This window comes from Streptomyces milbemycinicus, from assembly GCF_002154605.1.
Classification (GTDB): Bacteria; Actinomycetota; Actinomycetes; order Streptomycetales; family Streptomycetaceae; genus Streptomyces; species Streptomyces milbemycinicus.
The window spans coordinates 1-925 of sequence record NZ_MUNE01000466.1; the positions used below are offsets into that span (position 1 = coordinate 1).

Consider the following 925-nt stretch of genomic DNA (forward strand, 5'->3'; position numbering starts at 1 on the left):
CGCAGCGCCTCGGCGAGTCCGGCGGCCAGCCGGACCATGTCCTCGGTCGGCAGCGGGCCGTTCCGCTTGACGTGTTCGGCGAGGGTGGGGCCGGGGATGTAGAGGGTGGCCATCCAGGGCCGCTCACCGCCGGGGTCGGCGTCCACGACGGGTGCGGTGAACGCCCCGCTGACCCGCCGGGCGGCCGCCACCTCCTGTCGGAACCGCGCCCGGAACTCGGGGTCTTCGGCGAACTCCGCGTGGACGACCTTCACCGCGAGGCGCCGGCCCGAGGCCGAGCGCGCNNCCGGCGGCATTCCCCACCCCCGTGAATTCGGCCGCAGTCGCGACTCGGCGAGCCTAGTCGATGACACGTGCGAGCCCTGTTAGCCTCCGCTGGTCGTGTCACGTAACGCGACATGTGCACAAGATGTGCACAACTTCGGAATGAAGTTCGACGGGGGAGGGCCAATAGCCATGGAAGAGACCGTAGGGACAACCGACGCAGAGACGGCTGTTGAGGCAGGGACGGTCGAGGCTGAGACGGTCACCTATCCGATCGCACCCGGTTACCAGGTGAACGTCCGCAGCGGCCCCAGCACCACCAGCAAGCTGATCAAGGTGCTGCCGTACAACACCCGCGTCCCGATCCGCTGCCAGCGCCGCGGGGAGAAGATCTCGGGCCCGTACGGCACGACGGACATCTGGGACAGCATCGCGCCGGGGCAGTACGTCTCCGACGCGTATGTGAAGACCGGCAGCGACGGGTTCGTCACCGTCGTCTGCGGCTGACCGCCTACGGCTGAAGCGACTGGTCCGGCCGGCCCGACCGGCCCGGCCGGACCCGGGCCGTCAGCGCTCCGAGGTCGCGCCCGGCGTGGGCTTCGCGGACTTGGTCGCCGGACCGGGGTCCGCGCTCTTGGTGTCCGAGGTCTTCGTGCCCGAG

1 protein-coding gene and 1 pseudogene are annotated in these 925 nt (G+C 70.3%); one reads left to right on the forward strand and one right to left on the reverse strand.

The genetic code is table 11. From position 1 onward, the window contains the following. Positions 1-296, reverse strand: a pseudogene (locus tag CCN51_RS33640) (serine/threonine protein kinase); the annotation flags it as partial. Between the two features lie 160 nt (positions 297-456). Here CCN51_RS33640 and CCN51_RS33645 point away from each other — a divergent pair. Further along, on the forward strand, positions 457-771 hold the full coding sequence (locus CCN51_RS33645) for an SH3 domain-containing protein (RefSeq protein ID WP_014178572.1): 315 nt from the start codon (positions 457-459) through the stop codon (positions 769-771). Positions 772-925: the final 154 nt, after the last annotated feature.